Genomic DNA, 2,292 nt, shown 5'->3' with positions numbered 1-2,292 from the left:
TATACACTTCCGCATAGAGATAGGTTATTCTAGATAATGCTAGGTTACCCAGTTATAACGGCCTACTACCAAGTTTCTGTTCGTCTCAGCCTTACTTTGCCGTCAGCTTCCTTCCGCCAACTCCTCACGAAGTTAACCTTGCCTCAGCTAATGGACAGCTCTATATCAGCCCATGAGGGACTTGAACCCTCTACTCTTACATCATGCACGGCGCACATAAACTTTTAATCCATAAATAGTTATTGAAAAAGTACTACTGATGATATAGAAATAGGTAAAATTTATTATATATTTATTTATGTTTATACAAGAGGTTTTAGCAGATGCATCAGCTGGCTCCTCAGCCGGTTCGATGCTTACTAGTATGGCTCCATTGCTGATAATTATAGTTGTGTTTTATTTCTTAGTTATTCGCCCTCAGCAAAAAAAACTGAAAAATCATCAAGATATGGTCAATAATCTACAAAAGGGTGACCAAATTGTTACCGCAGGTGGAATGGTTGCCACCGTATCTAAAGTGGAGACAGAGAGCGATATTTTAGTTGTTGAGATAGCAAAAGATGTAAAGGTAAAAATTAAAAGAGATACCGTCTCTCAGATTATAAATATAGATAAAAGCGCTAAGTGAGTAAGTAATGCCAAAAATTAAGTTTGTTCATGATAATGGCGACGTTAAAGAAGTAGAAGCACCTAATGGCTTATCTGTTATGGAAATTGCTCACCAAAATGGTATATATGAAATAGAGGGCGCCTGCGGTGGTTCTCTGTCATGCGCTACATGTCATGTTATTGTGGATAAAAATTTTTATGATATACTGGAGGAGGTGATACCAAAAAAAGAAGATGAGGACGATATGTTAGATTTGGCATTTGGTTTAACTAAGACTTCAAGATTAAGTTGCCAGATAATAATGCAAGACGAATTTGATGGTCTTACTGTAAAAATACCTAAAGAAAGATAGCTATATGAACATGCAATTATATTTAGAAAATTACCTATCAATATTAATTTTTATAGTAATAAGCTCATGCTTAGCTTTTGCATTAATAATTTTACCTTTTGTAGTAAATAAGTTAAATCACTACAAAGAAAAATTATCTACTTATGAATGCGGTTTTGAAAATTTTGGAAATGCTAAGAAAAAATTTGATGTAAGATTTTACTTAGTGTCTATCCTTTTTATTATTTTTGATTTAGAAATAGCGTTTTTATTTCCATGGGCGATTGTATTAAAGGAAATAGGTCTTATTGGTTTTTGGTCAATGATTGTGTTTATTATCACATTGACAATAGGATTTATATATGAGTGGAAAAAGGGAGCATTGGAATGGGAATAAATATACATAATGAGCATAATAAAATTACATCGGGTCAAAAACAAGATGAGCTTTTAAATTATGCTATAAAAGATATTAAAAACAGGGGCTTTGTTACTGCTAAATTAGATGATTTAGTAAAATGGGCTAGAACTGGCTCTTTATGGCCAATGACATTTGGTCTTGCATGCTGTGCAATTGAGATGATGCACACTGCGTCTAGCAGATATGACATGGATAGATTTGGGATGCTTTTTAGGCCTAGTCCACGTCAATCTGATGTTATGATTGTAGCAGGTACACTAACTAATAAAATGGCCAGCGCTCTTAGGAAAGTATATGATCAGATGCCTGAGCCAAGATGGGTTCTTTCGATGGGTAGTTGCGCAAATGGCGGTGGTTATTATCATTATTCATATTCTGTGGTAAGAGGATGTGATAGAATAGTGCCTGTGGATGTATATGTTCCAGGTTGTCCACCTACGGCAGAAGCATTGCTCTATGGCTTATTAATTTTGCAAAGAAAAATAAAAAGAACAACCTCTTTGTGATAAGCAAAGCTAAATGGACCAGAGCTAAGATTTGATTCTCTTTTTTAAATTACCCAAGAATTTATAATATCAGCTGAAAAAATTGTTTTTAGCAACACTAGTTGTTAGATTATTGATAATATTTATTATAATATATGTCTCTGCTAGCGATGGCAGGAGATATAAAAACAAAATGCCAATATGAGAATTAGAGATTATTTTAAGGCCGTTGCATAAATGCAAAGCAAGGAAGATATGCAATAAATGGATTTAAAAAATTAGATTCATATAAAGAAGAACGATAAGTTTGGTATAAAAGCGGCACCGTCAAGTTAATGGAAATATGGCCGCAACACAACCCTGACCCTTAAATTTTAGGCAGCAGCTATCTCTTGGATAGCTTCATCCCAAATAAATTTAGCTTTTTGAAAATTCTCTCTTTGGA

The 2,292-nt window shown here is 34.1% G+C and carries 5 protein-coding genes; all 5 read left to right on the top strand.

Features of this window, described 5'->3' with window-relative positions; all coding sequences use genetic code 11:
- Positions 1-36 precede the first annotated feature (36 nt).
- The 5 genes from L8D11_RS05005 (at position 37) to L8D11_RS04985 (ending at position 1,868) form a co-directional block, all read left to right on the top strand.
- Positions 37-228 (top strand): hypothetical protein, encoded by a 192-nt coding sequence (locus L8D11_RS05005; protein ID WP_236870571.1) that lies wholly within the window; start codon positions 37-39, stop codon positions 226-228.
- A gap of 70 nt (positions 229-298) precedes the next feature.
- Positions 299-628: a preprotein translocase subunit YajC gene (gene yajC / locus L8D11_RS05000; protein WP_236870570.1), complete on the top strand. Its 330-nt coding sequence runs from the start codon at positions 299-301 to the stop codon at positions 626-628.
- A 7-nt stretch (positions 629-635) separates the two neighbouring features.
- On the top strand, positions 636-962 hold the full coding sequence (locus L8D11_RS04995) for a 2Fe-2S iron-sulfur cluster-binding protein (protein WP_236870569.1): 327 nt from the start codon (positions 636-638) through the stop codon (positions 960-962).
- 4 nt (positions 963-966) lie between these two features.
- On the top strand, positions 967-1,338 hold the full coding sequence (locus tag L8D11_RS04990) for an NADH-quinone oxidoreductase subunit A (RefSeq protein ID WP_272906052.1): 372 nt from the start codon (positions 967-969) through the stop codon (positions 1,336-1,338).
- Complete coding sequence (locus tag L8D11_RS04985; protein ID WP_236870568.1) at positions 1,329-1,868, top strand: NuoB/complex I 20 kDa subunit family protein; 540 nt, start codon at positions 1,329-1,331, stop codon at positions 1,866-1,868. Before L8D11_RS04990 ends, L8D11_RS04985 begins: the two co-directional genes overlap by 10 nt.
- The last annotated feature ends 424 nt before the right edge of the window (positions 1,869-2,292 follow it).

The organism is Candidatus Bandiella numerosa (genome assembly GCF_021811875.1).
Taxonomy (GTDB): domain Bacteria; phylum Pseudomonadota; class Alphaproteobacteria; order Rickettsiales; family Midichloriaceae; genus Aquirickettsia; species Aquirickettsia numerosa_A.
Note: the sequence above shows the minus strand (reverse complement) of the source record. Positions and strands in the feature narration are given on the sequence as shown.